Below are 17,407 nucleotides of genomic sequence, written 5' to 3'. Positions count from 1 at the left end.
CAGACGAAGCACACACATGAACAAGGTCTACGCCTGCATTGACGGCCGCGCCAACACCACCGCCGTGATCGATGCAGCAGCCTGGGCAGCCCTGCGCCTGTCCTGCCCCCTGATGCTGGCCCATGTGGTCGAACCCCAGGTGGGTCTGGCCACTGGCCTGGATGCCAACGCCGCCATCGGCCTGGGCGCCCCCGACGTGCTGCTGCAGCAACTCAGCGAACTCGATGCACAACGCACCCAACTGGCTCAGGAGGCCGGCCGTCGCATGGTCAGCGCGGTACAGGCGCGCGCCGCCGAAGCCGGCCTGAGCCAGGTAGAGAGCGTCGTGCGCACCGATGAGCTGAGCGAAGCCACTCAGGCCTGGCAAAACGACGCCCGCGTCTTCGTGCTGGGCCAGAACCGCGACACCGCACCGCGTGGACGTCGCCACCTGGATCACCACATCGAGCGCGTGGTGCGCAGCGTCAGCCGCACGGTGCTGGTCGTGCCTGTAGACACCTTCACGGCCCCCGATCAGATTGTGGTGGCCTACGACGGCAGCCCGACCGCGCAACGCGTGGTGGAGCGCCTGGCGGCCAGTCCCATCCTCACCGGCCTGCCGGTGACCCTGCTGATGGTGGCACACGACACGCCGGACAACCGTGCCACCTTGCTGACCGCCCGCCAGAAGCTGGAGGCCGAAGGCCGCCACGTCGAAACCCTGCTGTCGCCGGGCACGCCGGAAACCGAGATCCTCAACCTGCTGGGCCAGCGCCCGCGCAGCCTGCTGGCCATGGGCGCCTACGGACACTCGCGCATCCGCGAGTTCATCGTCGGCAGCACGACCACCACCTTGCTGCGCCTGAGCCCGGTGCCCGTGATGGTGCTGCGATGAGCGGCACCTCGGTCCTGAAGTCCGCGCTGTTTGTCGACTTTGACAATGTGTACTCCGGGCTGCGGCGCCTGGATGTGGCCTATGCCGAGGCCTTCGCCAGCGACCCGCTGCGTTGGCTGAACTGGGTCACGACCCAACTGGCCATGCCGCTGGCACCCGAGGCCCCGGTGCAACGGCGCATCCTGGTGCGGCGCTGCTATCTCAACCCGGTGATGTACCAGCGCTTTCGCTTTGGTTTCAGCAAGGCGGGTTTCGAGATCACCGACTGCCCGCCCATGACTTCCGCCGGCAAGACCAGCACGGACATCCACATGGTGCTGGACATGGTGGATGTGCTGCAAAGCCCCACGCATTACGACGAGTTCATCGTCTTCTCGGCCGATGCCGATTTCACGCCTGTGCTGCGCAAGCTGCGGCGCGACGATCGCCGCACCACCATCTTCGCGGCGGGTGCCACCTCGGCGTCGTACGACGCCTCGTCGGACCTCATCATCGACCCCGACGCCTTCGTCAGCGAGGCCCTGGGCTTTGGCGATGAGGAGATGACGCCGACCGCCCCGCCGGACTTCGAGAGCCTGTTGTCTCAGGCCGAAGCCCTGATCTGGTCGGTGATGGACAAGTCGTCCGAGCCCATCATGCTGCCAGCGCTCACGCGCATCCTGGCCACGCAGGTGCCGGGCCTGACCGACTCGCGCTGGGCTGGCCGCGGCACCTTCACCGGCTTCCTGCGCGACCTGACGCTGGACCCGCTGCGCATCGACCGCGAGAACAACTGGCTGTATGACCCGCGCCGCCTGCGCGGTGCCGGCGCCACCGAAACACCTCGCAACGGACGGGTGGACGCGCCGCCGAGCGCCCCCGCGGCCACAGCCTCGTCCGACACGCGCGCGCAGATCGAGCGCCTGCTTGTCGAGGCGGTGGCCAGTTCGGCCCGGCCCGTGGCGGTGGCCCGACTGGCGCATCTGGTGCGCCAGCACATCCCCGGCATCGACACCGACTGGCTGGGCCACGGCACCTTCAAGCGCCTGCTGGAAACGCTGCACCCGCCGGGCGTCGAGATCTCGTGGTCGCACCTGGGGGGGCATGCCCTCGACCTGCAGCGCCACAGCACCGATTTCCTCAGCCAGTCGGCCGCCACGGCGGGCGACCTGCCCTCGCGTGACCCGCGCTGGCCGCAGGTGGCGCCCATGCTGCAGGTGGCCAACCTGCCGGCCATGCCGGGCTACAAGTACCGCGCCGTGCTGCAGGCCCTGTCGACCGCGCTGGCCGAGGGGCCCTATGCCCTGGCACACACCAGCAAGCGCATCCACGAGCTGTGCCTGGATGCACACGTGAGCGTGAGCCGCCCCGACATCCATGCGCTGCTGCGGGCGCTGCTCTTCAACGGCTTCGACCCGACCACGTCGGCCACCTCGTTTGACGACCTCGTGGCCACCACCTGCGGGGTGGCGCTGGCCGCATGCGAGCGCGAGGGCATGACCATCAGCGACGCCGACCGGGCCGCCCTGCTGGGCTGGGTGGTGAGCGAGCAAAACGCGCCCTGACGGCGCGACACCAGAGGAGACGCACCATGTTTGAGTCGGCCGCCATCGGGCACAAGATCAGCAAGGACGTGTACAAGGCCGAGGTGCCCGCCTTGCGCGCCGCCTTGCTCGACGCACAGATCGAGCTGTTCGAGCGCAAGAAGATGCCCGTGCTGGTGCTGATCAGCGGGCAGGATGGCGCGGGCAAGGGCGAGACCATCAACCTGCTCTACGAGTGGATGGACCCGCGCTTTCTGTCCACGCTGGCCTTTGCCGACCCCACCGACGAAGAACGCGAGCGCCCGCACATGTGGCGCTACTGGCGCTCGCTGCCCCCGAAGGGCCGCATCGGCATCTTTGCCGGCTCCTGGTATTCCGACCCGATCCGCGAGCGCCTGCTGGGCCACATGTCGCTCAAGGAGCTGGACGCGCGCGCCGACCAGATCAACCGCTTCGAGGCCATGCTGGTCAACGAAGGCGCGCTGGTGCTGAAGTTCTGGTTCCACCTGACCAAGGATGCGCAGCGCAAGCGCCTGAAATCGCTGGCCAGCGCCCCCCGCACCGCCTGGCGCGTGACGCAATGGAACTGGGACCGCCTCAAGACCTTTGACAAGCTGCAAGAGGCCGCGGGCCACATGCTGCGCATGACCAACACGCCGCAGGCGCCGTGGGTGGTGCTGGACGGCAGCGACGACCGCTACCGCCACCTGACGGTCGGCAAGGTGATGCTGGACGCGATCCGTGCGCGCCTGGCCAGCCCGGAGCCCGCCCGCCCGCCGGTGGCCCCGATGGTGCGCGTGGACACCGACGGTCGCAATGTGCTGACCGAGCTGGACCTGACGCTCAAGATGGAGGAGCGCCAGTACGAGAGCGAGCTGTCGCGCTGGCAGGCGCGCCTGTTCGAGCTGATGCGCGATCCGCGCTTCAAGGACCGGGCGCTGGTGTGCGCCTTCGAAGGGGCCGATGCGGCCGGCAAGGGAGGCGCGATCCGGCGTATCTCCGCAGCGCTGGATGCGAGGCAGTACCAGATCGTGCCGGTGGCCGCCCCCAATGAGGCCGAGAAGGCGCAGCCTTATCTGTGGCGCTTCTGGCACCACCTGCCGCGCCGCGGGCACCTGACGATCTTCGACCGCACCTGGTATGGCCGCGTGCTGGTGGAGCGCGTGGAAGGTTTTTGCAGCGAGAGCGACTGGCTGCGCGCCTACAGCGAGATCAATGACTTCGAGCACGAGCTCAGTGCCGCGGGCATCATCGTCATCAAGTTCTGGCTGCAGACCAGCCGCGACGAGCAGCTGCGGCGCTTCGAGGAGCGGGCCAAGGTGCCGTTCAAACGCTTCAAGATCACCGAAGAGGACTGGCGCAACCGCGACAAGTGGGATGCCTATCAACAGGCGGTGTGCGACATGGTCGAGCGCACCAGTACCGGCGAAGCCCCGTGGACGCTGGTCGAGTCGGATGACAAGCGCTATGCGCGGGTCAAGGTGCTGCGCACCGTGTGCGAACGGCTGGAGGCCGAACTGGCGCGCGGGCTGCCCGATGGCGTACATGCCGGTGCCTGGGACCGCATTCTGAGCCCCGAGACCGCTCCGGCGCGGCCCGGCAAGAGCCAAGCCAAGCGCAAGAGTAAGGGTCAGGGCAAGCACAAGGCCCGCAAGGCCGGGCAGTCCAAAAAGGACTGATCAGGAGGCGGTCGTGGGCGGCGCCCCGTCGCTGGCCACCCGCCCATCCACCAGTTCGATCACGCGGTCACAACGCGCGGCCAGGCGCGGGTCGTGCGTGACGACGAGGAAGGTGGTGGCGACCTGCTCGTGGATGCGCCGCATCAGCGCGAACACTTCGCTAGAAGAAGCCGTGTCGAGGTTGCCGGTGGGCTCGTCGGCGAGCACCAGCTTGGGCTCGAGCATGAGCGCACGCGCCATGGCCACGCGTTGCTGCATGCCGCCGGACAAGGCCCCCGGCACGCGGTCCATCGCATACGCCAGGCCCACTGCGTCGAGCAGGCTGCGCGCGCGTTCACGCTGGCGCGGCCCGATGCGACCGTCGCGGGCCAGCACGGGCATCAGCACGTTTTCCAGCGCGGTGAAGGCGGGCAACAGGTGGTGGAACTGAAAGACAAAACCCAGGGTGTCGCGGCGCAGGCGGGTCAGCGCCTCGTCATCGAGTTCGGCCACCGACTGGCCATCGAGCACATAGCGGCCGCTGGTGGCGGGCTCCAGCAGGCCGAGGATGTTGAGCAAGGTGCTCTTGCCCGAGCCGGAAGGGCCGATCAGCGCGGCGAACTCGCCGGTGGCCAGGTGCAGGTTCAGGCCGTGCAGCACCTCGGTTTCGTTGGGTTGGCCCACGTTGTAGCGCTTGCGCAGGTCGGTGAGCAGCACCAGGTCGCGGCCAGCCCGTGATGCCGAGGTCGGCGCGGCAGCAGACAGCCCGGATGAGGCCGGTGATGAGGATGATGCCGTCGATGCGGGCATGACAGATTGGGGGAGGAGGGGCTGGCTCATGTCGTGCGCCTCACATCCGGATGGCCTGCGCTGGATCCATGTGCGCGGCCCGACGCGCTGGCGCGACGGCGGCCAGCACACCCGCCACGCTGGTGATCAGCACGATCTGCAGGGCCATTGCGGGCGGCAAGGTGATCGAAAAGAGCGGCAGGCCGTCCGAGCCCTTGACGAAGGCCGTGAAGCCCGCGATCAGGCCCGCGGCCAGCAAGACGCCCAGCAAAGAACCGAGCGTGGCCACCAGCACGCCTTGCAGCAGGAACACCCGCAGGATCTGACCACGGGTGGTGCCCATGGCGCGCAAGATGCCGATTTCGCGCTGCTTTTGCACCACCGACACCACCAGTACGCTGGCGATGCCCAGCACCACCACCAGCATCACCACGGTGCGGATCACGGCGGTGCTGACGCTCTGCGCACGCAGGGCCGACACCAACTGGGCGTTGGCTTCTTGCCAGCTTTCGACCTTGTTGGGCAATTCGCGGGCCAGCACCTTGGCCAGGTCCTGCGCGGTCCAGACGTCGTCCAGGCGCAGGTCGATCTGGGTCACACCGCCGGGCAGGTTCAGCAGGGTCTGGGCCGAGCGCAGGGGCACGAGCACCATGCGGCGGTTGAGGTCCTTGATGCCCAGGTCGACCAGCCCCGTCAGGCGCACGGTGTCGCGGCGCTCGTTGATGACCACGGTGATGCGGTCACCCACGCGCACGCCCAGGTCCTCCGCCAGGGTCTGGCCGATGATGGCCTCGCCGGGCGACAGGGTCAGGGTGCCGGCCACCAGCTTGCTGCGCAGGTTGACGATGCGGTCGTAGCGGCTGAGCTCGACGCCGGACAGGGCGATGGCGCGGGTGGCCTCGCCGCGCTGAGCCAGAGCGGCGCCCGAGGTCATCGGAGACACGGCTGACACGCCGGGGCGCTGCGCCAGCAAGGTGGCGATGGCCTGCCAGTTGGTGATGGTCTGCAGGCGCTGGGCGCGCGCCTGGGTGTCGCTCCAGCGCAGTGCATTGGGCTGCGCTGACAGGGCCGGGGTGACGCGCTCGTCGAGCGGGGAGACGCTGATGTGGGCCTGGGCGCCCAGGGTCTTTTCCAGCGTGTTGCGCTGCAGACCGGTGATGAGGGCCGAGATGTAGGCGACCACGGCCACGCCGGCGGCGACGCCCACGATGATGAGCAGGCTCTGGAAACGCCCCTCGGTGAGGAAGCGCACGGCCACCCGCCATTCGAAGCCCAGCGCGGAGAGGGTCGGAAGGCGCACGGCGAGGCCCGTTTCAGCGGCTGAAAGTTTGCGAGATGCCGCCCTCGGCGCGGTCGCGCGAGACGCCCCCTTGCGCTGGGGTCGGAGCAGCCCGTTGTGTGGCTTGTTGCGCGGCGTTCTGTTTCGCCGACTCGGCCGGTGTGAGCGCACGCACGCGAGTGCCCGGTACCACGGTCGGGTCAAGCAGCACCTGCTCGCCTGCGCGCAAGCCGCTGCGCACCGCGACCTGGTCCAGCGTGCGCAGGCCCAGCGTCACCTCGCGCACCTGCGCACGGCCGTCAGCCAGCACCAGCACGCTGGCGCGGCCATCGCTGGCACGGGTCTGGGCGCTGTCGGCTGCGTCGCGCACCGCCTGCAAAGGCAGCGCCAGCACGGCGGCTTCGCGGGCAGTGACGACCTCGATGGACAGGGTCATGTCTTCGCGCAAGAAGGCGGGGCGCTCGCCTTGCAAGCGCAGCGTCACTTCGACCGCGCCGCTTTGGGCGTTGACGGCCGGGGCCAGCCGGTCGACCACGGCCTCGAAAGGCTGGGCCGGGTAGGCGTCGGCCAACACGGCAGCACGCTGGCCGACCTGCAACTGGCCGAGGTAGCGTTCATCGACCTGGGCCACCAGCTCGGTGGGACCATCGACCGACAGGGTCAGCAGGCTCTTGCCGGCCTGCACGATCTGGCCGGGCTCGACGCTGCGCACCAGCACCCGGCCAGGCCCCGGGGCGCGCACGGTGGCCTGGTCCAGCTTGGCACGCGCCACCTCGACCGCCGCCTTGGCCGCCGCCAGCTGAGCCTGGCTGACGGCGCGCTCGGCGCCTTGCGGACGGTTGGCCTGCACCTGCACGCGGGCGGCCTCGCGCTGGGCACGGGCCACGGCCACGCTGCGCTGGGCTTCGTCCATGCGGGCCTGGCTGTAGAACTGCTGGGCGACCAGCTCGCGGGTGCGGGCCAGATCACGCTCGGCCTGCAGCACGGTGGCTTCAGCCTGCGCCAAGGTGGCTTCGGCGCTCGGCAAGGCCAGGGCCTGCACACTGCCCAGTCGCGCCTGGGCCTGTTGCGCGCTGGCCTGGGCCTGCAGCCAGGCGGCGCGCCATTCGTCGGATTCCAGCTCGATCAGGGCATCGCCCTCGGCGACCACGTCACCCTCGCGCACGCGCACCTGCTGCACGCGGCCGGTGACGGTCACGCCCACGTCGACCCGCGCCGGGGTCTTGACCCGCCCCGTGAACTGCAGCGTTCGCACCAGGGGTTGAGAGACCACCGTGAGCACGGCGACGGGCTGAGCTCGGGTCCATAACCAGGCCGCGATCACCCCAAGCAGCACCACGGCGGCGATCAACCACCAGCGAGGTCGGGTCCACCAGGAGGAAGACGATGCGGTCATGACAAAGCGGTCAAGGGGGTGAGTCGGGGATGACAGGGGCCGAACTCAAAGTGTGCCCGAAATCACAGCCATGCCCGCCGCGTCAAAACGGCGGCAAACCGGCGTCGGTCGACACGGCATCGCCGGCGCCCGCTGGGGTCGCCTGGGCGGCGTGCCAGCGTGCCTGCCAGCGGGCGTTCTCGGCACGCAGGGTGGCCACCGTCTGCAGCAGGCGAGCAATGGTGGCGTCCGGAGTCTCGCCGGGACGGGGGCCGTCATCCGCCGCGCCCTGACCCTGTGCCGTGTCGGCATCGGCGGCGACGCCCTCGTCCGATTGCGGCGCGCGGGCCACGCGGGCCGCCGCCCGGGCTTCGCGCACCTGGCGGGCAGCCTGCTGCAGCTCCTTCTTGCCCCCGGCCACGGCGGCGACCTGCTGCTCGACCGGCAGCGAGGCCACGGTGGCCGCGGCGTTGATCGAGATGGTGCCGGCCTTGACGGCTTCGACCAGCTCGGGCGCAGCGGCCTTCTGGATCTTTTCGATCTGGGCGACGGTGGTGCTGCTCAGGCGGGCCACGCGGGCGAGTTCTTCGCGACTGGGCACGGCCACCTTGGGTGCGTCAGCGTCGCTGCCCTCAGCCGCTTCGCGCTCGGCCTGCGCTGCGGCGGCTTCGGCCTGGGCCGCGGCCAGGCCCGCCTGCACGGCCTGGGTGCGTGCGCTCAGGATCTCCTTCTTGCGCAGCGCCAGCACGCCGCGCTGGAAGTCGGACACGCTGCGTCGGCCCAGGTGCTGGTCGATCATCCACAGGTGCACGTCTTCCATGCAGGTGAAACGCGGGTTCTGCACGGTCTGGAAGGGGATGCTGTGTTTCTGGCAGATGCCATAGCGGTTGTGCCCGTCCACCAGCACCTCGCCCCACAGCACGAGGGCATCGCGGCAGCCCTCGGCCAGGATGCTGCGCTCCAGCGAGGCGTGCTCTTCCGGGGTCAGCGGATCGATGTAGGCGCGCAGTTCCTCGAGGACGGTGATGTTCATGGTGGGCAGATAGGCAGGTAGGGGCGGTGCGCGCCCGGAAGGCAGGCTCTCGGCGTGGCCAGAGGGGCCGCAACCGAAGGGGCGCCATTGTAGTGAGGCCCCAGTGGCGGGGCGCAGGGCGAGTACCGCCGGTTCACCCCAGGGTCGAAATCACCCCAGATCGAACTGCGCGCGCAGGGCGTCGCAAAAGGCCGGCGTGCCGCTGAGCGAGAGGCTCACGGTGTGACGCGGCGTGCCGGGGGGCTGGGGCTCGACCGTGATGCGGCCGGTGCGCTCGTCAAAGCACAGGGACTCGGCAGCGGTGAACTCGCGCTGGCCCTGCAGGTCGTAGTCCCACTCGAAGCCTTCGGCCACGGGGCCGTGCCCGTCGGGGAAGGTGCGAAAGGCCCAGGCCAGCACCTCGGCGACCTCGGCGTGCACGGCGGCCACCTGCGAGGGGCTCACCGAGGCCAGGGTTTCGAAGGTGCCGATGCCCTCGGCGTCTTCGCTGTAGTCAAATTCCAGGTAGTTCAGCGTCATGCGCGCCGAGCTTACGCCGAATTCCTACGCGGCGTTCGCCCGGGTGGCCTGTTCGGCATACCAACCCAGACAGCCGGGGTTGGCCATCGCCTCGGGGTTCACCACCTTGCGGATGTCGTGCCCCAGGAAGAGCTTCTTGATCGGCACCTCCTGCTTCTTGCCCGACAGGGTGCGTGGGATCTCGGGCGCCTGCCACAGGTCGTCGGGGATGAAGCGCGGCGACAGCGTGGTCTTGATGGCCTCGTGGATGCGCGCGCGCAAGGCCTCGTCCAGCCTCAAGCCCTCGCGCAGCACCACGAACAGGATCATGCGCGAGGGCCGCCCCAGGTACTCCAGGTCGATCACCATGGCATCGAGCACCTCGGGCAGGGCCTCGACGGCGGCGTAGATCTCGCTGGTGCCCATGCGCAGGCCATGGCGGTTGATGGTGGCGTCGCTGCGGCCGTAGATGACACAGCTGCCATCCGGATGGATGCGCACCCAGTCGCCATGGCGCCAGATGCCGGGGTAGACATCGAAATAGCTCGACAGGTAGCGGGCGTTGCCCGTGTCGCCCCACAGGTAGAGCGGCATGGACGGCAGCGGCCGCGTGCAAACCAGCTCGCCCACCTCGTCAATGACGGGCTCGCCGGCCTCGTTCCAGGCTTCGACCGCGCTGCCGAGCTGGCGGCAGGCCAGGCGCCCCGGTTGTTGCGGCAGCTCGCGGTGGCTGCCGATGAATACGCCGCAGAAGTCGGTGCCACCCGAGATGTTGTTCCACCAGATGTCGGGCGTGCCCAGGCGCGCAAACTGCGCCGTGCCCCAGCGCTGCACGTCTTCGGACAAGGGCGAGCCGGTAGAGCCCAACGCGCGGATGCGCGAGAGGTCGCCACAGCTCGACAGGTCCACGCCGGCCTTCATGCAGCCGGCATAGAAGGCCGCGCCCGCGCCGAAGTAGGTGACGCGGTGACGGGCGGCAAAGCGCCACAGCACGGACCAGTCGGGCGCCTCTTTCGAGCCAGCGGGGCTGCCGTCGTACAGGCAGATGGTGGCGCCATCGAGCAGACCGCTGACCTGGCTGTTCCACATCACCCAGCCGGTGGTGCTGTACCAGTGAAAGCGCTCGCCCAGGCTGTTGGGCGCGTAGCTGCAGCCCACATCGCCCAGCTTGCGCGAAGCCGCGCTCACCATCACGATGCCACCGTGGCCGTGCACCAGGGCCTTAGGCAGGCCGGTGGTGCCGCTGGAGTAGACGATCCAAAGCGGGTGGTCGAACGGCAGCCACTCGGGCTCGAAGGCGGCGGTGGCCGCGTCGTCGCGGGCAATCGCCTGCGCGAACTCGCGCTCGGCCGCCACGCGGTGGGTGGCGTGCGGGCTGCGCAGCACGATGAGGTGCTCGACCGTGGGCAGGTCGGCGCGCAGGGCCTCGACCACGGCGCCACGGTCCAGCGCCTTGCCAGCGTAGTGGATGCCATCGACGGCGATCAGCACGCGCGGCGTGATCTGCGCAAAGCGGTCGGCCACGGCCTGGGTGCCCATGTCGGGGGCGCACACGCTCCAGATGGCGCCGACGCTGGCGCAGGCAAGGAAGGCCACCACGGTCTCGGGCGTGTTGGGCAGGTAGGCGGCCACGCGGTCGCCGCGCTGTACGCCCAGCTCGCGCAAGGTCAGCGCCAGCGAAGCCACCTGGCGCCGCAGCTCGGGCCAGCTCAGCTCGCGCACCTCACCCAGTTCGTTTTCGCTGACGATGGCCGGAAAACCGGCGGCATGGGCCGGCGTCACATGGCTGAGCACGCGCTGGGCGTAGTTGACCTGGGCGCCTTCGAACCAGCGTGCGCCCGGCATGCGGGCGTCGGCCAGCGCGGCCGTGTGCGGCGTGGGCGAGACCATGCCGTCGTAGTCCCACAGGCTCTGCCAGAAGGCCTCCTGGTCGGTGACGGACCAGCGCCACAGTGCGTCGTACGAATCGAAGTACAGACCGCGTTCGGCGGCCAGCCAGTTCTGGTAAAGCCGGATCTGGGGAACGTAGGGAGGCGTCATGGGCGAGCATCCAAAGGAGGGGATCGTCGCAATTTAGCCCCGTCCGCATGGCCGCGCCATGCTGGATAAGCCTGAGTTCGCCACACCCACTGTCCGAAAGCCCCCAAAGTTCACCCCCACGCGCCGGCACCCGGGTCACAATGCCAGGACGTTCACCCACCACGACATGAAGTTTTCGACCCCTCATCTCCGCCTGGTTCTGGAAGTCACGCTCGCCGCCGCGCTGATCGAGCTCCTGATCATGCGTGTGGTGCCTTTGAGCCTGCCAGGCATCAGCGGCTGGAGCGAGGCGGTGGCCGATGCCGTGCTGCTGATGCTGCTCCTGGGCCCGATCGCCTGGTGGCGCAGCGTGCGGGCCTTCCAGCGTCATGCCCGCCAGGGCAGGCATCCGACCCTGGCGATCGACGCCGCGGGCAGCCTGGGCCTGAGCATGCTCGTGCTGGTCACCGGCATGTTGCTGAGCCTGTGGGCGGGTCAGCGGGTCGGCGCCACCATCGAGAACCAGGCCCGTGAGCGCTTTGACCGACTCTCACTGCGCCTGGAGCAGAGCATCCGACAGCGCTTTGCCATGCCGCTGTTCGGCCTGCGCGGGGCCCACGGCACCCACAATGCCAGCGATACGCTCGACCGTGCAGCGTTTCGCAACTATGTCCATGCGATCAACATCGACCAGCAGTTCCCGGGCGTGCGGGGATTTGGCTACATCGTCAAGGTCGATCGACAGGAGCTGAGCGCGTTCGAGCAAATCGAACGGGCCGACCATGCGGAGTCGTTCTCGGTCAGCACCCAGGGTGACGCGCCCGATCTGTATGTGATCAAGATGCTCGAGCCGACGGCTGGCAATGAGGCGGCCCTCGGGCTGGACGTGGGTGCCGAGCCGGTGCGACGGGCCGGGGTCCTGAGCGCCATTGACACGGGGCAACCCACGCTGACCGGGCCGATCACCCTCAAGCAGGATGAGCGCCAGCGCCCCGGCGTGCTGTACCTGCTGGCGCTCTACCAGGGCGCGGTCCCGCCCCAGGACGTGGCACAGCGTCGCACCAGCCTGGTGGGCATCTACTACGCCCCCATCGTGATCGACGAGCTGATGCAGGGCCTGTTCGACACCAGCGACCGGCAACTCAACATCAGCCTGAGCGACGAGACCGGTGCTGACCCGGTCGAGATGTTCCGTGCCGATGGCGACGAGGCGGGTGAGTATGGCCAGCGATTGACCGCACAGCGCACACTGGCCATCGCCGGACGGCAATATGTGCTGCGCACCCAGGCCAACGCCGCGTTCGAGCAGCGCGTGGACCGCAGCACCCCGAGCTGGATCGTGCTGGGCGGCTCCCTGCTGAGCGCCTTGCTGGCCCTGGCCACCTGGATGCTGGCCAGCGCGCGGGCCCGTACGGAGGCGCACGCGGCCAGCCTCACGACCGATCTGGAGCGGCTCGCCGAGGTGGCCCGCCGCACCTCCAATGCGGTGATGATCACCGACCCCGACATGCGGGTCAGCTGGGTCAACGAGGGCTTCACGCGCCTGTACGGCTACAGCTTTGACGAGGCCAAAGGCCAGCTGGTGCGCTCGCTCGTCGGCACCCCGGCCTGCCCCGCCGACCGGCTGGCCCAGCTCGATGCCAGCTTGGCGCGGGGCGAAGGCTGTCGCGTCGAATTGCTCAACCGCGACAAGGATGGTCAGACCTTCTGGATCGACACCGAGATCCAGCCGCGCCACAACGCGCAGGGCGAGTTGCTGGGCTACATCGAGATCACCCAGAACATCTCGGACCTGAAGGAAGCGACCCGACGCCTGGAGGCCGCGCAGCGCGAAACCGATGCCTTGCTGCGCACGCTCAATGCACACGCCGTCATCTCGGTCGCTGACCGCGCGGGCCGCATCGTCGAGGTCAACGACGCCTTCTGTGCACTCAGCGGTTACAGCCGGGACGAGCTGATCGGACGCAGTCACCGCATCACCAACTCCGGGACGCATGACCGCGCTTTCTGGGCGCACCTGTGGAACACCGTGCTGGCCGGCCGCCCCTGGCAAGGTGAGGTCTGCAACCGCGCCAAGGACGGCTCGCTGTACTGGGTGGACAGCGTGATCGCCCCCTTCCTGGATGCCGAGGGTCGCGTCGAGCGCTTCATCGTCATCCGCCACGACGTGACGCTGCGCAAGCTGACCGAGCAGCAACTGCGCGAAACCAGCACCTTGCTGACCAATGTGCTCAATGCGGCGTCCGGCACCGCGGTGATCGCCACGGATGCCGACCTGGTGATCCGCGTGTTCAACACCGGGGCCGAACGCCTGCTGGGCTACCGCGCCAGCGAGATCGTGGGCCACGCCACCCCCTTGCGCTTCCACGAGCCGGCGCGCATCAACGCTCGCAAGGAGGCCCTGCGAGCGCAACTGGGACTGGGTGACGCCGACCCCTCGCCCGTGCAGATGCTGATCGAGCCCAGCTGGCTGGGCCAGGTGCGTCAGGTCAACTACGTCCGCCAGGATGGCAGCCGGGTGCCGGTGTCGATCGTGGTCACCGAGATGCGCTCCGAACAGGGCGAGGTCAGCGGCTACCTGGGCATCGTTCAGGACCGCACCCAGAGCCTGGAGTACGAGACCTCGCTGCAACAGGCCAAGCTGGTCGCCGAGCAGGCCAGCGCGGCCAAGGGGCAGTTCCTGGCCAACATGAGCCACGAGATCCGCACCCCCATGAACGCCATCCTGGGGATGCTGCGCCTGCTGGACAAGACCGCGCTGGACGCGCAGCAGCGCGACTACGCCAGCAAGGCCGAGCGGGCCGCGCAGTCGCTGCTGGGTTTGCTCAACGACATCCTGGACTTCTCCAAGATCGAAGCTGGCAAGATGAGCCTGCACCCCCGCGCCTTCTCGGTGGGCCGCCTGCTAGGTGACCTGCACGTGATCCTGTCGGCCAACCTGGGTGACAAGCCCGTGGCGCTGAACTTCACCCTTGATCCCCAGCTGCCCGAGTACCTGGTCGGCGACGACATGCGACTGCTGCAGGTGCTGATCAACCTGGGCGGCAACGCCATCAAGTTCACCCACCAAGGCGAAGTGGACGTGGCGCTGACGGTGCTGTCACACGACGACGAACAGGTGCGCCTGCGCGTCGCAGTGCGCGACACCGGGATCGGCATGAGTGCCCAGGCGCTCGCGCGCATCTTCGAGGGCTTCTCGCAGGCCGAAGGCTCGACCACCCGCAAATACGGTGGCACCGGCCTGGGCCTGTCCATCAGCCGCCGCCTGGTCACGCTGATGGGCAGCGAGATCCGGGTGCGCAGCGAACCCGGCCAGGGCAGCACCTTCTGGTTCGACCTCACGCTGCGCGAACCCAATGTCGACGACGCCGATCCCAGCGCCCCCATGCCCCTGGAGGCCTTGCCCCCCACGCAGCGCCTGGCGGGCTGGCGCCTGCTGCTGGTGGAAGACAACCCCAACAACCGCCAGGTGGCCAGCGAGTTGCTGGAAGGCGAAGGTGCCGAGGTCAGCATGGCCCACAACGGCGCCGAGGGTGTGCAGGCGGTGCTCAATGGCCCGGACCTGATTGATGCGGTGCTGATGGACGTGCAGATGCCCGTGATGGATGGGCTGGCGGCCACGCGGGCGCTGCGCGAGGCCCTGGGCGAGGCCGCGCCCCCCGTCATCGCCATGACCGCCAACGCCCTGCCCGCCGATCTGGCCGCGTGCCAGGAGGCGGGCATGGTGGCCCATGTCGGAAAGCCTTTCGACCTGACGCACCTGATCGAGACCGTGCTGGCCCACGGGCGGCGCGGGCCTGCCCCAGTCGCCGGCAGCACATCCCTGACGCCGCCTGGGCAGACCCCGACACCCACCTTGCCAGTGCCCGCCCAGGTGACGGCGCAAGCCCAGGGCGTGGCCCTGGAGGCCGCCCTGGGCCGGCTGGGCCATCGCCAGGACGTCTACCGGCGCCTGCTTGCCCGCTTCTGCGAAGAGTTGCCCGGCGCGGCCGAACAGGCCCGCCAGGACTGGGCCCAAGGCGACGCGCCCGCCCTGCGGGCCTGGTTGCACAGCTTCAAGGGCCTGTCCGGCACCCTCGGGCTGCAGGCGCTGCAAGCGCAGGCGAGCGCCGCCGAGCAGGCCTGCCCCCTTGAAGCGCCAAGCGGCCCGCTGCCCGACTGGCTCGCGACGCTGCTGCATGCCATGGACGAGGCCCACACCGGCCTGCCGACCCTGCTGGCCGCGCTGACCCCGCCCGCCCAGGCCACCCGCGGCGCGGCCCCACCCCTCGACCGCACTCTGTTGCACACGCAGGTGCAGGAGCTGATTAAACTGCTGCAACACTCGGACATGACCGCGCTCGACTGCCACGCCCGCCTGCAGGCCGCTCACGCCCCGGCCCTGGGCGAGGCATTGACGCCCCTCAACGACGCGTTGGCCCACCTGGACTTTGCCCGTGCCATCGAACACAGTCAGCATCTGCTGACGAACTGGCCCCTGGAGTGACACGGATGCTGCCTGTCGATGCCGCCCTAGCAGATCTGCTCAAAGAGCCCGAGCGCAAGCCCCGGCTGCTGGTGGTCGATGACCAGCCCACCAACATCCAGGTGCTCTACCGCGTCTTCGCCGACGACTACCAGGTCTTCATGGCCACCTCGGGCACGCAGGCCTTGCAGACGGCGCGACAGGAAAGCCCCGACGTCATCCTGCTCGACGTGATGATGCCGGACCTGGACGGCTACGAGGTCTGCCGCCAGCTCAAGCAGGACAGCGCCACCCGCGACATCCCGGTGCTCTTCGTCACGGCCCACCACGAAGCCCAGGAAGAGACCCGCGGCCTGGACGCCGGGGCCGTGGACTTCATCACCAAGCCCATCAACCCGGCGGTGGTGCGCGCGCGGGTGCGCACCCACCTGACCCTCAAGCGCCAGACCGACCTGCTCAAGCGCCTGGTCTTCATCGACGCGCTCACCCACGTCTTCAACCGCCGCTACTTCGATGAGCGGCTGAGCGACGAGTGGGGCCGGGCGCAGCGCACGGGCAAGCCCCTGAGCCTGATCCTGATCGATGTGGACTTTTTCAAGCAGTACAACGACGTGCACGGGCACCAGCGTGGCGACGAGGCCCTGCGCCAGGTCGCCCACGCCCTGACCGCGACGGCCCTGCGCCCCGGCGATGTGGTGTGCCGCTACGGCGGCGAAGAGTTCGCCTGCCTGCTGCCCGACACCGACCTGGACGGCGCCTGGCAGGTGGCCCAGCGCATGAAGCTGGCCGTGCGCGAGCTGGCCATCGCTCACCCTGCCTCAACCGTGGCCGAGGTCCTGACCATCAGCGCGGGCCTGGCCGTGCGTACACCCAGCTCCCGCGAGGATGCGGCCGCCCTGCTGGCCCTGGCCGATGCCCAGCTCTACCGCGCCAAGGCCGAGGGCCGGGCGCGGGCCTGCCACGCGGTACTGGGCTGAGTCCAGGCCTCGCTCATGCCGCGCGACGCGCCTGCTCGAGCATGAAGTCGATGAAGGTGGATGCCGCCCGGGTGTGGTGCCGGTTGGGCATGTAGAGCATGTACATCTTGGTGCCGAAGATGCTGAGCTTCCAGTTGTCGAGGGCGGTGACCATCTCGCCGCGCTCGACCAAGTCCTGCACCACGTAGTCGGGCACCAGGCCCACGCCCAGGCCGGCCACGATGGCCTCGCGCAGGAACAGGAAGTTTTCGCTGGTGAGGGTGGGCGCGAGTTGCACCTCGTGGCGCTCGCCTTCCAGGTAGGCGGCCAGGCGCAGCTGCCGCCCCACCACCGCGGAGGTGATCAGCGGCGCCCGTGACAGGTCTTCCAGCGTGGTCGGCATGCCCTGGGCCTGGGCATAGCCCGGCGTGGCGCAGGCCACGTAGCGCACCGAGCCCATGTCGCGCGCCACCAGGTTGTCGGGCGGGTCGGTCATCACGCGCACGGCAATGTCCACCTCGTCGCGCATCAGGTCGACCACGCGGTTTTCAAACACCACGTCCAGCACGATGCCGGGGTAGGCGCGCTTGAAGTCGATCAGCCAGGGCGCCATCACCAGCTGACCGTAGCCGCTGGGCACGCTCAGGCGCACCCGCCCCTGCAGGGTCTGGCCCAGGGTGGTGACGGTTTCGCGGGCCGCTTCGAGCTCGTTTCGGATCTGACGGCCGTGCTCGTACAGGCGCAGACCGATCTCGGTGGGCTCGATGCGGCGGGTGGTGCGGCGCACCAACTGCTGCCCCACGGCGCGCTCGAACTGGTTAAGGTGGTAGCTCACGTTGGCGCGGCTCATCTTCAGACGCCGGGCAGCCTCGGAGAGGTTGCCAGCGTCGAGGATTTCGACCAACATCGACAGGGACTGCAGTTCCATAGCGCAATAG

The 17,407-nt window shown here is 69.1% G+C and carries 12 protein-coding genes; 5 read left to right on the top strand and 7 right to left on the bottom strand.

Features of this window, described 5'->3' with window-relative positions; genetic code table 11:
- Window positions 1-16 precede the first annotated feature (16 nt).
- The 3 genes from WIT60_RS01900 to pap are packed head-to-tail and all read left to right on the top strand — an operon-like array spanning window position 17 to window position 4,076.
- Window positions 17-874, top strand: coding sequence for a universal stress protein (locus WIT60_RS01900; protein ID WP_339582252.1), 858 nt, complete (start codon window positions 17-19; stop codon window positions 872-874).
- Window positions 871-2,418: an NYN domain-containing protein gene (locus WIT60_RS01895; protein WP_339582251.1), complete on the top strand. Its 1,548-nt coding sequence runs from the start codon at window positions 871-873 to the stop codon at window positions 2,416-2,418. The genes WIT60_RS01900 and WIT60_RS01895 overlap by 4 nt, the downstream gene beginning before the upstream one ends.
- 26 nt (window positions 2,419-2,444) lie before the next feature.
- Window positions 2,445-4,076 (top strand): polyphosphate:AMP phosphotransferase, encoded by a 1,632-nt coding sequence (gene pap / locus WIT60_RS01890; RefSeq protein ID WP_339582250.1) that lies wholly within the window; start codon window positions 2,445-2,447, stop codon window positions 4,074-4,076.
- Here pap and WIT60_RS01885 read toward each other — a convergent pair whose 3' ends face one another.
- The 6 genes from WIT60_RS01885 to WIT60_RS01860 all read right to left on the bottom strand — a co-directional run bounded on the left by WIT60_RS01885 (window position 4,077) and on the right by WIT60_RS01860 (window position 11,069).
- Window positions 4,077-4,865 (bottom strand): ABC transporter ATP-binding protein, encoded by a 789-nt coding sequence (locus WIT60_RS01885; protein ID WP_339582249.1) that lies wholly within the window; start codon window positions 4,863-4,865, stop codon window positions 4,077-4,079.
- 40 nt (window positions 4,866-4,905) lie between these two features.
- Window positions 4,906-6,144, bottom strand: a complete 1,239-nt coding sequence (locus tag WIT60_RS01880) for an ABC transporter permease (protein WP_339582248.1) — start codon at window positions 6,142-6,144, stop codon at window positions 4,906-4,908.
- Window positions 6,145-6,157: 13 nt separating this feature from the next.
- Window positions 6,158-7,519 (bottom strand): efflux RND transporter periplasmic adaptor subunit, encoded by a 1,362-nt coding sequence (locus WIT60_RS01875; protein WP_339582247.1) that lies wholly within the window; start codon window positions 7,517-7,519, stop codon window positions 6,158-6,160.
- 82 nt (window positions 7,520-7,601) lie between these two features.
- Window positions 7,602-8,531, bottom strand: a complete 930-nt coding sequence (locus WIT60_RS01870) for a ParB N-terminal domain-containing protein (RefSeq protein ID WP_339582246.1) — start codon at window positions 8,529-8,531, stop codon at window positions 7,602-7,604.
- 150 nt (window positions 8,532-8,681) lie between these two features.
- On the bottom strand, window positions 8,682-9,050 hold the full coding sequence (locus WIT60_RS01865) for a hypothetical protein (RefSeq protein WP_339582245.1): 369 nt from the start codon (window positions 9,048-9,050) through the stop codon (window positions 8,682-8,684).
- 24 nt (window positions 9,051-9,074) lie between these two features.
- On the bottom strand, window positions 9,075-11,069 hold the full coding sequence (locus tag WIT60_RS01860; protein ID WP_339582244.1) for an acetoacetate--CoA ligase: 1,995 nt from the start codon (window positions 11,067-11,069) through the stop codon (window positions 9,075-9,077).
- Window positions 11,070-11,235: 166 nt separating this feature from the next.
- Here WIT60_RS01860 and WIT60_RS01855 point away from each other — a divergent pair, with 166 nt between their 5' ends.
- Both WIT60_RS01855 and WIT60_RS01850 read left to right on the top strand, forming a co-directional pair.
- Window positions 11,236-15,534: a CHASE domain-containing protein gene (locus WIT60_RS01855; RefSeq protein ID WP_339582243.1), complete on the top strand. Its 4,299-nt coding sequence runs from the start codon at window positions 11,236-11,238 to the stop codon at window positions 15,532-15,534.
- A gap of 5 nt (window positions 15,535-15,539) precedes the next feature.
- Window positions 15,540-16,490, top strand: coding sequence for a diguanylate cyclase (locus tag WIT60_RS01850; RefSeq protein ID WP_339582242.1), 951 nt, complete (start codon window positions 15,540-15,542; stop codon window positions 16,488-16,490).
- A 13-nt stretch (window positions 16,491-16,503) separates the two neighbouring features.
- Here the strand turns inward: WIT60_RS01850 and WIT60_RS01845 are convergent, their stop codons facing one another.
- Complete coding sequence (locus WIT60_RS01845; RefSeq protein ID WP_339582241.1) at window positions 16,504-17,397, bottom strand: LysR family transcriptional regulator; 894 nt, start codon at window positions 17,395-17,397, stop codon at window positions 16,504-16,506.
- Between the last annotated feature and the right edge of the window lie 10 nt (window positions 17,398-17,407).

Origin of the sequence: Aquabacterium sp. G14 (assembly GCF_037482285.1) — a bacterium.
Taxonomy (GTDB): domain Bacteria; phylum Pseudomonadota; class Gammaproteobacteria; order Burkholderiales; family Burkholderiaceae_C; genus Aquabacterium.
This window is presented reverse-complemented; position numbering and strand designations above follow the sequence as displayed.